Annotated in this window: 15 protein-coding genes; 8 read left to right on the top strand and 7 right to left on the bottom strand. The window is 64.6% G+C overall.

Features of this window, described 5'->3' with window-relative positions; translation table 11 throughout:
• Positions 1 to 27: 27 nt before the first annotated feature.
• From AC1VVK_RS06890 to argS, 4 genes are all read right to left on the bottom strand, one after another.
• Entirely contained in the window at positions 28 to 810 is a 783-nt protein-coding gene (locus AC1VVK_RS06890) for a segregation and condensation protein A (RefSeq protein WP_482904891.1), read from the bottom strand.
• 45 nt (positions 811 to 855) lie between these two features.
• Positions 856 to 1866 carry a beta-N-acetylhexosaminidase gene (gene nagZ, locus AC1VVK_RS06895; RefSeq protein ID WP_482904892.1) on the bottom strand — a complete coding sequence of 337 codons (1011 nt, stop codon included), beginning with the start codon at positions 1864 to 1866 and terminating at the stop codon, positions 856 to 858.
• 91 nt (positions 1867 to 1957) lie between these two features.
• Complete coding sequence (locus tag AC1VVK_RS06900) at positions 1958 to 2794, bottom strand: SPOR domain-containing protein (protein ID WP_482904893.1); 837 nt, start codon at positions 2792 to 2794, stop codon at positions 1958 to 1960.
• 3 nt (positions 2795 to 2797) lie between these two features.
• Positions 2798 to 4543 carry an arginine--tRNA ligase gene (gene argS, locus AC1VVK_RS06905; RefSeq protein WP_482905130.1) on the bottom strand — a complete coding sequence of 582 codons (1746 nt, stop codon included), beginning with the start codon at positions 4541 to 4543 and terminating at the stop codon, positions 2798 to 2800.
• 408 nt (positions 4544 to 4951) lie between these two features.
• Here argS and AC1VVK_RS06910 point away from each other — a divergent pair, with 408 nt between their 5' ends.
• The 3 genes from AC1VVK_RS06910 to AC1VVK_RS06920 all read left to right on the top strand — a co-directional run bounded on the left by AC1VVK_RS06910 (position 4952) and on the right by AC1VVK_RS06920 (position 8708).
• A complete protein-coding gene (locus AC1VVK_RS06910) occupies positions 4952 to 6517 on the top strand; it encodes a tetratricopeptide repeat protein (RefSeq protein ID WP_482904894.1) in 1566 nt (521 codons plus the stop codon).
• A gap of 152 nt (positions 6518 to 6669) precedes the next feature.
• Positions 6670 to 8016 (top strand): tRNA (N6-isopentenyl adenosine(37)-C2)-methylthiotransferase MiaB, encoded by a 1347-nt coding sequence (gene miaB / locus AC1VVK_RS06915; RefSeq protein WP_482904895.1) that lies wholly within the window; start codon positions 6670 to 6672, stop codon positions 8014 to 8016.
• Positions 8013 to 8708 carry an alpha/beta fold hydrolase gene (locus tag AC1VVK_RS06920; RefSeq protein WP_482904896.1) on the top strand — a complete coding sequence of 232 codons (696 nt, stop codon included), beginning with the start codon at positions 8013 to 8015 and terminating at the stop codon, positions 8706 to 8708. The genes miaB and AC1VVK_RS06920 overlap by 4 nt, the downstream gene beginning before the upstream one ends.
• A gap of 3 nt (positions 8709 to 8711) precedes the next feature.
• Here AC1VVK_RS06920 and AC1VVK_RS06925 read toward each other — a convergent pair whose 3' ends face one another.
• On the bottom strand, positions 8712 to 9263 hold the full coding sequence (locus tag AC1VVK_RS06925; protein ID WP_482904897.1) for a hypothetical protein: 552 nt from the start codon (positions 9261 to 9263) through the stop codon (positions 8712 to 8714).
• Positions 9264 to 9464: 201 nt separating this feature from the next.
• A complete protein-coding gene (locus AC1VVK_RS06930) occupies positions 9465 to 9917 on the bottom strand; it encodes an RcnB family protein (protein WP_132387273.1) in 453 nt (150 codons plus the stop codon).
• 265 nt (positions 9918 to 10182) lie between these two features.
• On the opposite strand from AC1VVK_RS06930, the gene AC1VVK_RS06935 reads away from it, so the two are divergent.
• Positions 10183 to 11202 (top strand): PhoH family protein, encoded by a 1020-nt coding sequence (locus AC1VVK_RS06935; protein WP_132387275.1) that lies wholly within the window; start codon positions 10183 to 10185, stop codon positions 11200 to 11202.
• Between the two features lie 264 nt (positions 11203 to 11466).
• On the opposite strand, the gene AC1VVK_RS06940 is transcribed toward AC1VVK_RS06935, so the two are convergent.
• Positions 11467 to 11766, bottom strand: a complete 300-nt coding sequence (locus AC1VVK_RS06940) for a GIY-YIG nuclease family protein (protein ID WP_482904898.1) — start codon at positions 11764 to 11766, stop codon at positions 11467 to 11469.
• Positions 11767 to 11966: 200 nt separating this feature from the next.
• Here AC1VVK_RS06940 and ybeY point away from each other — a divergent pair, with 200 nt between their 5' ends.
• The 4 genes from ybeY to AC1VVK_RS06960 all read left to right on the top strand — a co-directional run bounded on the left by ybeY (position 11967) and on the right by AC1VVK_RS06960 (position 15429).
• Entirely contained in the window at positions 11967 to 12458 is a 492-nt protein-coding gene (gene ybeY / locus AC1VVK_RS06945) for an rRNA maturation RNase YbeY (protein ID WP_482904899.1), read from the top strand.
• Between the two features lie 21 nt (positions 12459 to 12479).
• A complete protein-coding gene (locus tag AC1VVK_RS06950; RefSeq protein WP_482904900.1) occupies positions 12480 to 13403 on the top strand; it encodes a hemolysin family protein in 924 nt (307 codons plus the stop codon).
• A gap of 53 nt (positions 13404 to 13456) precedes the next feature.
• Complete coding sequence (locus AC1VVK_RS06955) at positions 13457 to 14341, top strand: LysR substrate-binding domain-containing protein (RefSeq protein ID WP_132387283.1); 885 nt, start codon at positions 13457 to 13459, stop codon at positions 14339 to 14341.
• A gap of 341 nt (positions 14342 to 14682) precedes the next feature.
• Positions 14683 to 15429 carry a DUF2059 domain-containing protein gene (locus AC1VVK_RS06960; protein WP_482904901.1) on the top strand — a complete coding sequence of 249 codons (747 nt, stop codon included), beginning with the start codon at positions 14683 to 14685 and terminating at the stop codon, positions 15427 to 15429.
• Positions 15430 to 15460 lie beyond the last annotated feature (31 nt).

The raw sequence follows: 15460 nt of genomic DNA on the forward strand, positions 1-15460 counted from the left end.
CCTGCTGTTCCTGCGCCTGAGGGAACGTCACGGGCGCTGCGCCTTCAGACGCAGCGGGCCGAAGGTTTCCTCCTGCGCGATCTCGGCCTTGCCGGTGCGCGCGAGTTCCAGCACCGCCACGAAGCTCGATGCCAGCGCAGAACGGCGGAGTTGCGGATTGGCCCAGGCTTCCTGCGCCGGCGGCAGGAAATCGCGCAGTTCCATCCAGTCGAGCGACACGCCCAGCATCGAGGCGACGCGGGCTATCGCGCTGTCGAGCGTCATGACCATGCGCTCACGCACCATGTGGACCACCGGCTGGCTGCGGACTTTCACATCGCCGTAAGCGCGCACGAGGTCGTACCATGAACATTGCCAGAGCGCCTTGCGCTCGACCCGAAGGCCCTCGGGCGCGCCGCGCGCGAAAACGTCGCGGCCAAGCCGGTCACGCCCCATCAGCCGCGCCGCCGCCTCGCGCATGGCGCCAAGGCGCTGGAGGCGCAGTTGCAGGCGCATCGCCAGTTCTTCGGGGCTTGGATCGGGCTGCTCTTCCTTGGGCAGCAGCAGCGCCGACTTGAGGTAGGCCAGCCACGCCGCCATCACCAGATAGTCGGCCGCGAGTTCCAGCCGCAGCGCCTCCGCCTCCTCGACATAGGTCAGGTAGGCATCGACCAGCTCGAGGATCGAGATGCGGCGCAAGTCCACCTTCTGCCGCCGCGCGAGGTCAAGCAGCAGATCGAGCGGGCCTTCCCAGCCGTCGATCTCCAGATGGAGCGTTTCCTTGCGGGCTTCGGCGCGTTCCTCGCCGTCCCACGCCGAATCGTCAGCCATGTCCGCTGCGTTTTCTGCCGGAAGGTCGGCAGGCAGGTCCACCGCTCAGGCCGCCAGAGCCAGCAGCGCGTCGCGCCGGGCAACGAGTTCGCCATGGGTGCCGGTGCTTGCGATCCCGTCGACCGAGGCCAGCGCGCGCTCCAGCCGCGCCGCTGCTTCGCCGCCCAGCGCGGGCAGGACATTGGCGATACCGACCATGTCATCCATCTTCGCCCAGCAGTTGAGCGCAATGTCGCAGCCCGCCACAAGGGCGCGCGCGGCAAGGTCCGGCACGCTGCCCGAAAGCGCCTGCATGTCGAGATCGTCGCTGAGCAAGAGGCCCGAGAAGCCGATGCGCTTCCGGATCACTTCGCCGATCACGAAAGGCGAGAGCGTGCCGGGATTCTCGGCGTCCCACGCGGTGTAGCGCACATGCGCGGTCATGCCGATGGGCGTGTCATTGAGCGTGCGGAACGGCTCGATATCGAGTTCCAGTTCCGCCTCGCTCGCGGTGACGGTGGGCAGTTCCTTGTGGCTGTCCGCCATGGCGCGGCCGTGGCCGGGGATGTGCTTGATGCAGCCGACGACACCGGCGCGGGCAAGCCCCTGCAAGGTCGCGCGGCCGAGGGCTGCCACGCGCATCGGTTCGAAGCCGAAGGCGCGGTCTCCGATCACGTCGTGCGCGCCTTTCTGGCGCACGTCGAGCGTGGGGTGGCAGTCTACCGAGATGCCCACTTCGGCAAGATCGAGCCCCAGCGCCTCGGCATTGTCGCGCGCGGCCTCGATGGCGCTGGCGGGGGCAAGATCATAGAGCCGGTCGAACGCCTGGCCCGGCGGATAGGCTGGCCAGACCGGCGGCTTCATTCGGGCGACGCGGCCGCCTTCCTGATCGATGCTGATGAGCAGCCGGTCGCGCCCATGGATCGAGCGGAGATCGTCGGTCAGCGCGCGCATCTGCTCGCGGCTTTCGACATTGCGGCCGAACAGGATGTAGCCGGCAGGATCCGCATCGCGGAAGAACGCGCGCTCGTCGTCGCTAAGGGTCAGCCCGGAAAGGCCGAAGATCGCGGGTGTCATGCCGGTTTGCTCGCAAAGTTCCGGCCCGACCGCAAGGAGCGGCCGTTCGGAAGTGTGGAAAGGGCGGCGCGAACCGCCGCCCTTTTCCGACTTACTGCTTCACCTGACAGGACAGCCCGGCCGAGCGCATGCCGCTGCACAGCGCCTTTGCGGCGGCGAGATCGCCGGGAACCGCCTGAAGTCGGTAGACCTTGCCGATATCGGCCTGACCCTCAACGATGCGGTGGTTTACACCGGCGAGCCCGGGGTACTGCACTTTCAGCGTGGCCCAGCCGGCTTCCGCCGTGGCCTTGTTGGCATAGGCGCCGACCTGCACGCCCACGCCGGAAACGGTCGGCTCGGGCTTGGCCGCAGGCGCTGCGGCCACGGGCTTGTCGGCAGCCTTGGCGGAAGGCTGGCCCGCCGCAGGCTTCGCAGCGGACTGGGCGGCAGACTGGGCATCGGCCGGCTTGCCTGCCGAATCGAAGCCCGGCGCAGGTGCATCCGGCTGCCCCTCGCCGATCTGCGGCGCGCGGCTCTGACCCTCTGCCACCGCAAAACTGGTGTCGCCGGTGCCGGCGACAACGTCGCCACCGGGGTTTTCCGGCCGGGTCTTGTACGGCTGCTTCGGCGCCTCGATCACGCCGCCGCTGGCGATCAGCGGCTGATCGCTCTTGTGCCGCGTGAACCAGAAGACGCCGCCGATAATGGCGCCGATCGCCACGAGCGCCAGCACGACCAGCAGCGCGGTCTGTCCCGTGCCGCCGCCGCGCTGGGGCTCGAACTCCTCGTCCTCGCCTTCCAGCCAGGGCAAGCGGACATCCTCGTCACCGAGGTCAAGCTGCGCCGGCCGCTCGAAGCCCTGAGCGGTGTTCCGGCCCGCGTCGCGCTCCCCTTCACCGAAGGGATTCGCGCGCGTTTCGTCCCGATCGTCACCCCAGCCCATCATCGATTACATTTCCTCCACCGCTTCGACGCCGAGCAGTGCCAGCCCGTTGCGGATAATCTGCCCGATCTGCGTGGCCAGGAAAAGCCGCGCGGAAGTCAGGTTACCATCTTCGGCGTTAATAAAGCGCTTTTCCACACGGTCATTGCCGAGGTTCCAGTAACCATGGAACGCTGCGGCCATGTCGCCCAGGAAGAAGGCGATGCGGTGCGGTTCGCGCGCGGCGGCGGCAGCCTCGACGATGCGGGGGAACTGCGCGGCCAGCTTCACCAGCTCCAGCTCTTCCTCGCCCAGCAGTTCGAGATGGCCTGCGCCGGGCACGAAGCCCTCGCCGTCAGCCTTGCGCATGGTCGAATGGACGCGGGCATTGGCGTACTGCACGTAGAACACCGGGTTGTCCTTCGAGGCTTCGACCACCTTGGCGAAGTCGAAGTCCATCTGCGCTTCCGGCTTGCGGGTGAGCATGGTGAAACGCACCACGTCCTTGCCCACTTCGGTAACGACTTCGGCCAGCGTGACGAAGTTGCCCGAACGCTTGGACATCTTCACCGGCTCGCCATCGCGCAGCAGCTGGACCATCTGGACCAGCTTGATCTCGAACGGCGTGGGCTCTCCATCCGCGCCGGTCATCGCGGCAACGGCGGCCTTGATGCGCTTGACGGTGCCCGCGTGATCCGCGCCCCAGATGTCCACCAGCGCGTCGGCGCTCTGGGCCTTCTGGAAGTGGTAGGCAAGGTCGGCGCCGAAGTAGGTCCAGGTGCCGTCCGACTTCTTGATCGGGCGGTCCTGATCGTCGCCGAACTGGGTCGACTTGAACAGCGGCAGTTCCACCGCTTCCCAGTCCTCAAGCGTCTTACCCTTGGGGGCTTCGAGCACGCCGTCGTAGACGAGGCCCTTCGAACGCAGCCACGCCTCGGCCTCGTCCGGCTTGCCCGAGGCCTGAAGCTCGGCTTCCGAGGAGAACAGGTCGTGGTGGATGCCGAGGAGCGCGAGGTCCTCCTTGATCATCACCAGCATCGCCGCGACGGCCTTTTCGCGGAACAGCGTCAGCCATTCCGATTCGGGCGCGTCCGCATACTTCTCGCCGAATTCGGCGGCGAGCTGCTGGCCGACCGGGATCAGGTATTCGCCCGGATAGAGCCCCTCGGGAATCGCGCCGACGTCATGGCCCAGCGCCTCGCGGTACCGCACATGGGCCGAGCGGCCGAGCACCTGCACCTGCGCGCCGGCGTCGTTGACGTAGTATTCCTTGATGACCTTGTGGCCCGCGAACTCCAGCAGCGTCGCCAGCGCATCGCCGACCACCGCGCCGCGGCAGTGGCCCATGTGCATCGGGCCGGTCGGGTTGGCGGACACGTATTCGACGTTGACGGTGCTGCCACCGCCCATCGTCGAGCGGCCGTAGTCGGCGCCGAGCGCGGCAATGGCGCGCAGTTCGGTGAGCCAGGTCGCGGGCGAGAGGCGCAAGTTGATGAAGCCGGGCCCGGCGATCTCGGCCGAGGTGACCGCATCGAGCTTGGTCAGTTCGGCGACCAGCGCGTCCGCCAGATCGCGCGGCTTCATGCCGGCGGGCTTGGACAGGACCATTGCCGCGTTGGTCGAGAGGTCGCCATGCGAGCTGTCGCGCGGCGGCTCGACCGTGATCGCGCTTCGCTTCAACCCGCCGGGCAGCGTGCCCGCTGCTTCGAGCGCATCAAGCGCGGCGTTGAGGTGGCCTGCGAAGGCGGCGTAAAGGGTCTGGTTATCGCTCATCCGCGCGCGGATAGCCGAGTTGCGCGCAAAGGGAAACAGGCTGCGAGGTAACAGTGCGGGGATGCGGGCGTTGTGAAAGCCCACCCCCAACCCCACCCGCAAGCGGGAGGGGGCAAGACTTTCGCGTTAGTCCCAGCGCGGTGGGCATGCCCGAGGGGCCGCTTGTCCCCAATTCCAGCCACTCTCTGATCCCGCTCAGGCTGAGCCTGTCGAAGCCCCCGGCGTCGGGGCGCACGGGACGACGATGCCCGATATTCCTGACATCCGATCAAATCGGAAGCGAAACGCCCGCTTGCGCGATGCCTCCGCACGGGCTTCGGCTCTTCCCGACTTGTCTATAACAATTCCTTAGCCATTTCCCGCGAGTTGCCATAATCGGGCACCAATAGGGGGGAATGGGGCACATCTATGCATCGGCATCTGTGGAAGCGGATTGCGTCGATTTCGGCGCTGACATCGGTCGCGGTGCTTTTGCCCGGAATTGCCCGAGCCGCGGAGTGGATGGAAGCATCGAGCGATCATTTCGTCATCTACGCTCAAGAAAGCGATGGCGAAATTAAACGCCTGGCGGATAAGCTTGAACGCTATCACGCAGCCATGGCGCTGGCACTGCGCGTCACGACGCCCGTACCCAGCCCCTCCAACCGGGTGACGATCTTCGTCGTGCGCAACGGGCAAGAGGTACGGACGCTATACCGTGGGGAGCGTGACGCCAATTCCAGCAATTACGTAACCGGATTCTACTTGGCAAACGCGGGCGGATCGGTGGCGATCGTCCCCGATATTCAAAACAGCAATGATGAGACCGACGCATCCATGGTCTCTCTGCTTCATGAATACGCGCATCACTTCCTCGCCTCTGCGAATTTACCTCCGCGCCCGCGCTGGTTCACGGAAGGAGTCGCCGAATTCTACGCGGCCAGCCGCATCGATCAGGACGGCAGCGTCGCGTTGGGCCGGCCGGCGTGGCTCCGCTTCAATGAACTGTTCGGGCAGAAGCACCTGACGGCTGTCGAACTTTTCGATCCGGCGGAATACGAAAAGCATAAGACTTACGGATACGATGCCTTCTACGGCAAGAGCTGGCTCCTGTACCATTACCTCACTTTCGAACCTTCGCGCAAAGGTCAGCTCGACAAGTACGTTGCCCTGTTGGACGCCGGCAAGGACCAGCGCGATGCCGCGCAGGAAGCCTTCGGCAGCTTTGACACGCTGGAATACAATCTAGACCGCTATATGCTGGCGCGCACAATGACGAGCCTGACGATACCAGCCGCCCTGTTGCATGTGGGCGCGGTGAAAGTGCGGCCGCTGACCCCCGGCGAAAACGCGATCATGCCAGCGCTGATCCGTACCAAACGAGGCGTCGGCTCGCCCGAAGCGGCGAATGCGGTCCTTGCGCTGGCTCGCCCGATCGCAGCCCAATATCCTCACGATACCCTGGTTCTCTCCGAACTGGCGGAAGCCGAATTCGATGCGGGGCACGACAAGGAAGCCATTGATGCCGCCGATGCCGCACTGGCCATCGATCCGGCCACGGTCAACGCCTATATCCAGAAGGGCTACGCCCTGTTCCGTGAGGCGAAGGGCGCGGATAACCGGCAAGCGGCCTATGACAAGGCCGTGGCTCCATTTCTGAAACTCAATCATGTCGAGAACGACAACCCCATCCCGCTGATCTATTTTTACCGCAGCTTTGCCGAACAAGGCAAAAGGCCCACCGATCTGGCGCTCTCCGGCCTGATCCGGGCTATGGAACTGGCACCGTTCGACATGGATCTGCGCATGATGTTGGGACAGGCATTCCTGGCACGCGGCCAAACGCGCGATGCACGGGTGGTTCTGCTGCCGGTGGCGAACAATCCGCATGAAAACGCGGGCAGCAAGGCCGCCCGCGCCATCGTGACGCAGATCGACAAGTATCCGAACTGGAAAGGCGATGGGGTGGAGGCCGTCCTGGCAGGCGCAAACTAGCCCGCGCGGATCGCCATCCAGCACCACATCCAGCACCACCCATCGACGGCGAGGTCCCGGTCTATCCGGCCATGCCTGAGGGACAAGCCGAAGCGGCTTGCGGGACCGCCCTCCCCCTTCAAAATGCCCGCGGGAGCGTGTATCGGACCGCCATGTCCTCATCGCTTTCAACCACTGAGATTCCCAAAACCTACCGGGTCAAGAGCTTCGGCTGCCAGATGAACGTCTACGACGGCGAGCGCATGGCCGAACTGCTCGCCGAGCAAGGCATCACCGCCGCGCCGGAGGGCGAAGATGCCGATCTTGTCGTGCTCAACACCTGCCATATCCGTGAAAAGGCAGCGGAAAAGGTCTATTCGGACATCGGCCGCCTGAAGCGCGAGGATGGCTCCTCGCCGCTGATCGCGGTCGCCGGGTGCGTCGCGCAGGCAGAGGGCGACGAGATCATGAAGCGCTCGCCCGCCGTCAAGATGGTGGTCGGCCCGCAGGCCTATCACCGCCTGCCCGACATGATCCGCGAAGCCACCGCCGGCAAGCGCGTCACCGATACCGACATGCCAGCCGAGACCAAGTTCGATGCCCTGCCCCGTCGCAGGCGCTCCGGCCCCACCGCGTTCCTCACCGTGCAGGAAGGCTGCGACAAGTTCTGCACCTATTGCGTGGTGCCCTATACGCGCGGCGCCGAAGTCTCGCGTCCGCATGCCGATCTGATCGACGAGGCGAAGCGGCTGATCGATGCCGGCGCACGCGAGATCACGCTGCTCGGGCAGAATGTGAACGCCTGGTATGGCGAGGACGCGAAGGGCCGCCGGATCGGCCTTGACGGGCTGATCCGCGAACTGGCCGAAATCCCCGATCTTGCCCGCATCCGCTATACCACCAGCCACCCGAACGACATGACCGATGGTCTGATCGCGGCCCATGGCGACGTCGAAAAGCTGATGCCGTTCCTTCACTTGCCGGTGCAGGCGGGCAACGACCGCGTGCTCAAGGCGATGAACCGCAGCCACACCGCCGAAAGCTATCTGAAAGTGCTGGAAAAAGTGCGCGCCGTGCGCCCCGACATCGCACTTTCCGGAGACTTCATCGTCGGCTTCCCCGGCGAGACCGAGGCCGAGTTCGCGGACACACTCGCGCTGGTCGATGCCGTCGGTTACGCCCAGTGCTTCAGCTTCAAATACAGCCCGCGCGCCGGCACCCCCGCCGCGACGATGGACGGGCAGATCCCCGCCGAGGTCATGACCGACCGGATCCTGCGTCTGCAAGCCGCGCTGGGCCGCGACCAGACCGCCTTCAACGCGGCCTCGGTCGGCAAGACCTGCCAGGTGCTGGTCGAGCGCAAGGGCAAGTTCCCCGGCCAATGGCTGGGCAAGTCGCCGTGGTTGCAATCGGTCTATTTCGAGGGCGATGTCGCAGTGGGAGATATGGTGACGGTGGAACTGATCGAGGGCGGCTACAACGCGGTTTCCGCTAGGTTGCTGAGCACCGTACCGGCGTGAGCGAAAGGGAAGCGCTGGTTCTCGTCCCGGGCCTGTCCTGCGACCGCCATGTCTGGCACGCGCAGATTTCCGGGCTTTCGGACATTGCGGACATCCTCATTGGCGATACGCTGAAAGACGATTCGATCGCCCTTATGGCCAGCCGCGTGCTTGACGCGGCGCCGGAGCGGTTCGCCATCGCCGGATTCTCGATGGGCGGCTATGTGGCGATGGAGATCTGGCGCCGCGCGCCGGATCGGGTCACGCGCCTTGCCCTTGTCGACACCAATGCCCGTGCCGATACCGAGGAGCAGGCGGCGCTGCGCCGCGCGGCGATCCACACGGCGCAGGCGCGCGGGTTCGAGCATGTGCTGCGCGGCTCGCTGCGCCAGTTGGTCGCACCCAATTGTCCGGAAGACCTGTTCGAAGAGGTCGTGCAGATGGCGCTGCGCGTCGGTTTCGGCACGTACATGGACCAGCAGGCGGCGATAATCGACCGCGCGGATTCGCTGGAAACGCTCGGCAGCGTAACCGTGCCCGCTATGGTCATGGTGGGCCTCGCCGACGCCCTCACCCCGCCGCGCCTTGCCGAGGAAATGGTGCAGGCGCTGCCCGGCGCGGTCTACGAAGCGATCGCAGGCGCCGGGCACATGGCGCCGATGGAGCAGCCCGAGGCAGTCAACGCCGCCTTCCGCCGCTGGCTTGGCCGTTAAAGTTCAGTCGAGCGGTTTGAGCGGGGCTTCGGGGATCAGCTCCTTGCCGATCGTCGCGGATTCGGTGGCGGGGGCCACGGTGGCGTTCTCGGCATAAGTCTTGCCGTCGAAGGGCAAGCGGCGAATGCCTTCAGTCACGCCGCCACCGGCGACCGTCACCGCCAGATCGCGCCAGCCATTGGTCTTGGTAGGCAGCACGCCCACGGGAAGCTGAACCACGCTGATCTCGCTGACCTTGCGCAAATCCGTCCCGTCGCGCTTCAGCACCACGAGGTTGCAGCCGCCGGTACCGCACAGCATCGGGCCGCCGAGATAGGCGAGCACTTCGGGCGTGCCGTCGCCGTCCAGATCGACCTCGGCGGTGGCGTACTGCAACTTGCCAAGGTCACTGGAGACCGCCTCCTTGTTATGAGCGCGGATCCAGTCCTCGACCGTCATCGGCGCGGCTTCGGTCGGTTCCTCGCTCTCCTCTGCGGCAGCAGAGGCTGTGGGTTCGACCGGCGCCTTGTCCTGCTTGCAGGCGCCAAGCGAGAGGCCGAGGGCAAGGGCGAACACCGAGGCAGCCCGGATGCGGAGTGAAGTTGTCCTTCTCATTCAGCAAGGTTAGCCGCTTGTTTGTCCTGCCCGCAAGGTCGGTCCGTCGCATGTCCGACACGGGCGGAAGACAAGGAAAAGGCCCCCGGCGTCATACGCCGGAGGCCCTCCGCGACCCGCCGGGCTATCGGCGGCGTATCAGCAATCTCGCGGGGCGATAAATCAGCCCCAGAAGAAGTTATTATAGACGGTCACGACACGGCCCGAGCGCATGTCCACCATGGCAACGTCATTGCCGTAGCGAACCCAGCGGTGGCCGGCGCGCGGCGGGGCCAGGCGGTAGCGGCCATAGTCGTTCACCCAGTAACGATTACCGTAATAGGCCGGGGCGAAGCGGTAGCCGACCGAAACGGGGCGATAGGCATAGCCCCGCGGGCCGACATAGGCCGGACGGCGATAGTCGTTACGGTGGGCCTGACGATAGTCGCGCCAGTCCTCATGCATTTCGCGGCGATCATTACGCGCCTGGCGGTAGTCTCCACGCCGTTCGTCGTGGCGCACGTCGCGCTGGTCCTGCCGCACTTCGCGCATCGACTGGGCGGAGGCCATGGTGGGAATGGCCAGGCTGGGGACCGCGACGCTTGCTGTCAGCACCGCCATGATGATCTTGCGCATTATGGTTCTCCTTGAAATGGCGACCTTCTTTCGGGTGTTGCCCGATAAGTTCAGTTTCTAACCCCGCTACATGAACGGGGTTGCAATGATCTGTGCAGGAATCGGTCAGAAGTGTCGCTGGCTTGCGACAAACCGTTCAAACCGCGCCGAAATCCGGGGTTATCCCCCAGGAAGCGGGCAATTTTCGAAAACCCCCGCCTTGCGCGCAGCGACGCGCGGAGCCATCTTCGGGACAGAACGAAGCATCCTCACCCGAAAGGAGCGCATGGCCCGAAAAGCAGCCCGTGCCGGAGATCCGGCGCAGTTCCGCCCCGAAACCAATCGCAGGGCGCGTGCCGAGGTCGAGTTCGACGAGCCGACGCTGCTTGGAGCCGTGTTCGGCCAGTTCGATTCCAATCTCGTGCAGGTGGAAAACCGGCTTGGCGTCTATATCTCGGCGCGCGGAAACCGCATCCAGATCGAAGGCCCCGAAGATTCCGTCGCCCGCGCGCGCGATACGATCAAGGGCATGTATCACCGGCTGGAAATGGGCCAGGATCTCGATTCGGGCGCAATCGAATCGCTGATCGCGATGTCCTCGGAACCGACGCTGGAAGGGATCATCAGCGGCGATGCCGGCGCACCGCCGATCATGATCCGCACCCGCCGCAAGACCATCGTGCCGCGCTCCGCCACGCAGATCGAATATATGCGCGCACTGGCCCGGTCCGACGTGATCTTCGCGCTCGGCCCGGCTGGTACCGGCAAGACTTATGTCGCGGTGGCGCAGGCGGTTTCGCAGTTGATGACCGGCTCGGTCCAGCGCCTGATCCTCTCGCGTCCTGCGGTCGAGGCGGGCGAGAAGCTGGGCTTCCTGCCCGGCGACATGAAGGACAAGGTCGACCCTTACCTGCGCCCGCTCTACGATGCGCTCTACGACTGCATGCCGCCCGAGCAGGTGGAACGCCGCCTTGCCAACGGCGAGATCGAGATCGCACCGATCGCCTTCATGCGCGGCCGCACGCTGGCCGATGCCTTCATCATCCTCGACGAAGCGCAGAACACCACGCGCGAGCAGATGAAGATGTTCCTCACCCGCTTCGGCCAGAACAGCCGCATGGTCGTTTGCGGCGACCCCCGGCAGGTCGACATCCCCGGCGGCGACCGCATGAGCGGCCTTGCCGACGCGGTGCAGCGGCTTGAAGGCGTGGATGGGATCGACGTTACCCGCTTCACCTCGGCCGACGTTGTGCGCCATCCGATCGTCGGGCGGATCGTTGAGGCTTATGAGGGTAAGCCGGAATAGGAAGAACAAGCGGGGTCCCCGCCTTCGCGGGGACGACGTGATTTTTGGGGCCGATGTTGGCCGTGCCCAACGTCGGTTTCAAATTGGCGGTGGTTTGCGAACTGACAGTGGTCTCGAACCATCCGCAGTTTCAAACCACCGGCGACCGCGAACTTTGCGCTAAAACTCGACCGTTAGCTTTGAACAAAAGGCCGTACAAAAACGGAAGGCCGCACAAAAAAGCACCGTCGCCCCCGCGAAGGCGGGGGCCCCGCTTTTCTGGCGTCACAGCACCCCGCCAAGCCGATCGAACATGTCCTCCCAGTCTGGGTTGATCGTCTCGATCAACGTGATCTTCCACTCGCGCCGCCATTTCTTGACCGCCTTCTCCCGGCGAATCGCATATTCGATTTCGTCGTACCGCTCGGCGTAAACCAGCCTTGTGAAACCGTATTCGCGGACGAACACGGACCCCGAACCCTCACGGTGCTGCCAGATGCGGCGTTGGAGATGCGCGGTGACCCCGGTGTAGATGCCTCCGCGATAACGGTCGCTGGTCATGTAGAGCCAGCCGCCTTTCTCCATGTCGATGGCTCCAAGAAAAGCGGGGCCCCCGCCTTCGCGGGGGCGACGAAACTTGTGTTGCAGATGCTGTCCACAAAGGGATCGATTGCCAGTTAAATCCCCGCTACTTACCTACGTCATCCCCGCGAAGGCGGGGATCCCGCTTCCTTTTCTCTCCCCTCCGCTCGACCGAACGCGCGTCTGCGCGTAAGGACCCGGAAATGGACCTCGAAATCGACATCGAAGCACCCTGGCCCGCGGAAACCGACTGGGCCGACCTTGCCGAACGCGCGCTCGAAGCGCTGGTCGAGGTCGCGCCCGAGCTGGACAACCAGCGGCTCATCACCAGCCTGCTGTTCACGTCGGACGAGGAAGTCCACGTCCTCAACCGCGAATGGCGCGCCAAGGACAAGCCTACCAACGTGCTGTCCTTCCCCATGCTGGATCGCGCCGACCTACTCGCCCTCGCCCCCGACGGACCGCCGGAGATGCTGGGCGACCTCGCTCTCGCCTGCGAGACCTGCACGCGCGAGGCAGCGGAAAAGGGCATTTCGGTCGAAAACCACGCCACCCACCTGATCGTCCACGGCCTGCTGCACCTTGCCGGGCTCGACCACGAGATTTCCGAGGCCGATGCGGTGGCGATGGAAGCGCTGGAAACAAAGGCCCTTGCCCTGATCGGCATTCCCGACCCATATGGGGATCGAATTTAACGTCAGGGATAACCAAGCACGATGGCCGAGAATGGCCGCCACACCGAGCCCGGCTCGGGAGAAGGTGACAGTACCGGCACGCTCTGGCGTGTCTTCCGAAGGCTCTTCCAGAACGACGTCGATCAGTCGCTCCGCGCGCAGATCGAAGGCGTCATCAACGAGCACGAGGGCGACGCCGAGGAAACCAGCGCCGCCAAGGGCGATCTTTCGCCGCTGGAACGGCAGATGCTGCGCAACCTGCTCCACTTCAGCGAGCATGATGCCGATGACGTGGCCGTACCGCGCAGCGAGATCGTGGCGATCCCCGCTTCGGCCAAATGGGCCGATGTGATCGAGGCCTTTGCCGAGCACGGCCATAGCCGCATGCCGGTCTATGGAGATTCGCTCGACGCCATCAAGGGCATGATCCACATCAAGGACGTGTTCCCGATCCTCGCGCGCGGCGAGCAGCCGCCCGAGGACTGGACCACGCTGCTGCGCCAGCCGCTCTACGTGCCGCAATCACGCGGCGCGCTGGACGTGCTGGTCGACATGCGCGCCCAGCGCACGCATCTGGCCGTGGTGATCGATGAATATTCCGGCACCGACGGCCTCATCACGATCGAGGACTTGGTCGAAGAAATCGTGGGCAACATCGAGGATGAGCACGATGATGCCCCCGAAGAGTTGCTAATTTCGCAAGAGAGCGGTATCTGGGACGCCGACGCCCGCGTCGAGCTTGAGGATGTGGCGGAACGGATCGATCCGCGCCTCGCCGAAGTCGAGGAAGCGGTAGACACGCTGGGTGGCCTGGCATTCGTCCTGGCCGGCGGTGTCCCGGAAGTCGGCACGGTCCTCGAACACGGCAGCGGCTGGCGGATCGAAGTCACCGACGGCGACGAACGGCGCGTGACGCGGCTTCGGCTCCATCCGCCCGCCCCGGAGGCGGCCGAAACACCAGATTAACCCCGGCGTCGCCATTCCGGTCGGCGCTGTATTCCGAGTGAAAAGACGAGACATTGCCAGTACGCCGACTCCCCCCGCTGCGCGCGCTTGAAGCCTTCGTCCGCGTCGTCCGCCTTGGTTCGGCCAAGGCGGCGGCTAACGAACTGGCGCTTTCCCCCTCCGCCCTCTCGCGCCGCGTTGCCGCGCTGGAGGATTTCACCGGCAAGCGCCTGTTCACGCGCCAGCACCAGTCGATGAAGCTGACCGACGAAGGCATGGCCTTCTACAACGTGGTCGGCCCCAAGCTGGAAGAACTCGCGGAGGCCGTGGAATCGCAGATCGATCGCGGTCAGGTGCTGCGCCTGCACTTGGGCGTGCCGTCGCTGTTCGGCGGCCAGCGTCTGTTCCCGCGCCTGCCGGAACTGCGCAAGCTGCACCCGCGCCTGCACATCGACATCGATACCGGCACGCACCTTGAAGACCGCGTGGGCGACACTCTGGACGCCGCCATCATCCTCGCCAAGGAACCGGACCCGGCCTACTATCGCATCCAGTTGGACCACAACAAGGTCTACGCCATCACCTCCAAGGAGATGGCGGCCGAGATCGGCAATGTCCCGGACGAGGCGATCCTGTCCAAGCAGACCTTCCTGATCCATCAGGACCTGCCCGAGAGCCTCGACGCCTGGAAGCAGGCGATGGGCATGAACAAGCTGGAGCCCGCCTCGGTCGACCGTTTCGATTCCGGCCAGCTGGTGCTGGAAGCCGCGGCGCAGGGCCTTGGCATTGCCATCATGCACGACGACCACTTCCGCCGCAGCCATGACAACCGCCTGGCCCGGCTGTTCGACGTCGATGTCGAGAGCCCCTATCGCTACTGGTTCGTGTGCAAGCCGAAGGCGCTGGAGAGCCGCCCGGTGCGCATCTTCCACGAGTGGCTGCTGCAAGCGGGCCTCTGAGTTTTCAGACTCCATCACACCGCTGCAATTCTGACGTCGCCCCCGCATCGCGGAGGGCGACGTTTTTTTTTTGGTTCACGCAGAGACGCGGAGGCGCAAAGATGTCGCGCTTGCGGCAACGTCGCTCTGCCACCGATAGACCGGGGGTGCCAAGCCCTCACGAATTCGCGTCATTGGGCGCCCTCTCTGCGCCTCCGCGGCTCTGCGTGAATCCTTTTCGAAGCGCTACGCGCGCTGAGGTCATGGCAACCACCTGACCTTGCGGTAATTTCATTCCCCATCCCCGCATGGCGAACTATGCAGCTTCCCGCGAAATCCTTCGCGTGATCCGGGATTTATCCATGCGTCCTGTTCTTGCCGCCGCTGCGGCTCTATTCCTCACGTCCGCGCCTGCCTTGGCTGCAGAGCCCGCTCAGGCACCTGTTGCTGTCGTCACCGATCCCGCACGGTTGGCCGCTGCGCAGCGTGCCGTCGACCATGTCTTTCCCGCCGGCACCTATGCGCGCCTGATGAACGGCACGATGGACAAGATGATGGACAGCATGATGGATTCCATGATGCATATGCCGATCAAGGATTTCGCGGGCATGACCGGGGTGGATACCTCAAAGCTCAGCCCTGCTTCGCTTCAGGAGATCATGGATATCTATGATCCTTCCTTCAAGGAACGCATGAAGGTCGTTACCCATGCCGTCATGGGGCAGTTGGCCGACACGATGAACGAAGTCGAACCGGACGTCCGCGAAGGCCTCGTCGAGGCTTATGCCGCCAAGTACAGCACCGCGCAGTTGGGCGATATCAACGCCTTCTTCGCTACGCCGACAGGCAACGAATTCGCCGCCAATTCCTACCTCATCATGATGTCGCCGGAAGTCATGGCCAAGATGCAGGGCATGGTTCCCAAGCTCATGAAGATGATGCCGGCAATGGGGGAAAAGGCGAAGGCCGCCATGGCTGACCTTCCGCCGGAACGCACATACGCGGACCTCTCGAAGGCGGAAAAGGCAAGGCTTGCCCAGATCCTCGGCATTTCCGAAAGCGAACTCGAAAAAAGCGAGAAAGCCAAGGCGACGAAGTCCAAGTCATAAACGAAAAAGGGGCGGTTCCTCACGGAACCGC

The sequence above is a fragment of the Novosphingobium sp. BL-S-32 genome, assembly GCF_056857055.1.

Excerpts from the sequence above, each read along its gene's own strand:
- AC1VVK_RS06890 (WP_482904891.1), bottom strand. The coding sequence starts at position 810 with ATGGCTGACGATTCGGCGTGGGACGGCGAGGAACGCGCCGAAGCCCGC.
- nagZ (WP_482904892.1), bottom strand. The coding sequence starts at position 1,866 with ATGACACCCGCGATCTTCGGCCTTTCCGGGCTGACCCTTAGCGACGAC.
- AC1VVK_RS06900 (WP_482904893.1), bottom strand. The coding sequence starts at position 2,794 with ATGATGGGCTGGGGTGACGATCGGGACGAAACGCGCGCGAATCCCTTC.
- argS (WP_482905130.1), bottom strand. The coding sequence starts at position 4,543 with ATGAGCGATAACCAGACCCTTTACGCCGCCTTCGCAGGCCACCTCAAC.
- AC1VVK_RS06910 (WP_482904894.1), top strand. The coding sequence starts at position 4,952 with ATGCATCGGCATCTGTGGAAGCGGATTGCGTCGATTTCGGCGCTGACA.
- miaB (WP_482904895.1), top strand. The coding sequence starts at position 6,670 with ATGTCCTCATCGCTTTCAACCACTGAGATTCCCAAAACCTACCGGGTC.
- AC1VVK_RS06930 (WP_132387273.1), bottom strand. The coding sequence starts at position 9,917 with ATGCGCAAGATCATCATGGCGGTGCTGACAGCAAGCGTCGCGGTCCCC.
- AC1VVK_RS06935 (WP_132387275.1), top strand. The coding sequence starts at position 10,183 with ATGGCCCGAAAAGCAGCCCGTGCCGGAGATCCGGCGCAGTTCCGCCCC.
- AC1VVK_RS06940 (WP_482904898.1), bottom strand. The coding sequence starts at position 11,766 with ATGGAGAAAGGCGGCTGGCTCTACATGACCAGCGACCGTTATCGCGGA.
- ybeY (WP_482904899.1), top strand. The coding sequence starts at position 11,967 with ATGGACCTCGAAATCGACATCGAAGCACCCTGGCCCGCGGAAACCGAC.
- AC1VVK_RS06950 (WP_482904900.1), top strand. The coding sequence starts at position 12,480 with ATGGCCGAGAATGGCCGCCACACCGAGCCCGGCTCGGGAGAAGGTGAC.
- AC1VVK_RS06960 (WP_482904901.1), top strand. The coding sequence starts at position 14,683 with ATGCGTCCTGTTCTTGCCGCCGCTGCGGCTCTATTCCTCACGTCCGCG.